Source organism: Thiolapillus sp., from assembly GCF_048562965.1.
GTDB lineage: Bacteria > Pseudomonadota > Gammaproteobacteria > Chromatiales > Chromatiaceae > Thiolapillus > Thiolapillus brandeum_A.
Genome location: NZ_JBHNMF010001026.1, coordinates 1 through 981 on the forward strand (window position 1 = coordinate 1; position 981 = coordinate 981).

Sequence of the window (981 nt, forward strand, 5' to 3'; positions counted from 1 at the left end):
TTGTTAAAATGTGGGCTTATGAAACATCACCCAGCAGGTGAAGCAATGAAACGTTTCATCATCGAACAATCCAGCGCCGATATCATCAGCCACAGTGGCCTGTCTTTGATTGGTCAAGCGACCAAGCGATACACTCATCTCAGCGGTCAGTTGGATGCCAGCGTACCGATGCGACATGGAATCAAGCACTCGGATGTCATCAAAAGCTACCTGGCCCTGTTGAGTATCGGCAAGAATGATTTTGAAGCGATCAATGGTATAGAGAGCGAGTTCTATTTCACCAGCGCGATGGATATCGATGAGATACCTGGGGAAGCGACGTTGCGCCAACGCATGGATAAACATGCCATTAGTTTTCTCCCCATTGTAGAAAAAGCCAGTCGGGATTTTCTGAGCAATATCCAGCCTGCTCTGCGACCCTTGTCCACCGGCCATATACCGGTCGATGCCGATGTCACGCCCATGGATAATTCAGGCAGTCACGTAACTACTCACCCCTAAGATGAGTACAAGCCTGCCTCGATGGATCTACAATCGCTTTTTCATGTCTGTAGAGGCTTGACATCATAGCACGCCGAGTCTATGCTATTGACCCAACACATCGAATGGATCAACAGCCATGGGCAGTTATTTTGGATCGAAGGCGACCTCCGGACTGTGTCAGCCCATCATCGCCGACGTTTGTCAAGATACCTGTCCATTTGTCTACGCTGCTTCTTCTCTAATTCCAGCCTCCTCGACGCCCTCATTTTCTGGATTCAACCACACCTCGCCGACCGGTTCCCAGTTTCGTGTCCCTCGACTCCATCGCTCCGGGTTTCGTTGCTTTGCTGCCTGATAGAGCGCATCGCGTTTAACCAGAATCGATCGCTCCGCACCGTTGTGGCATTGTGCTGGCGTCACAAATTGTATCCCGCTGTGACGATGTTCTTCGTTGTACCCGTGGACAAATCCATAAACCCACTCGCGCGCAGCGCCTAA

2 pseudogenes are annotated in these 981 nt (G+C 50.8%); one reads left to right on the forward strand and one right to left on the reverse strand.

Annotated features, from left to right (window positions below):
* Nucleotides 1-501, forward strand: a pseudogene (locus ACOCD2_RS21975) (hypothetical protein); the annotation flags it as partial.
* A gap of 204 nt (nt 502-705) precedes the next feature.
* Here ACOCD2_RS21975 and ACOCD2_RS21980 read toward each other — a convergent pair.
* A pseudogene (locus tag ACOCD2_RS21980) lies at nt 706-981 on the reverse strand (IS3 family transposase); the annotation flags it as partial.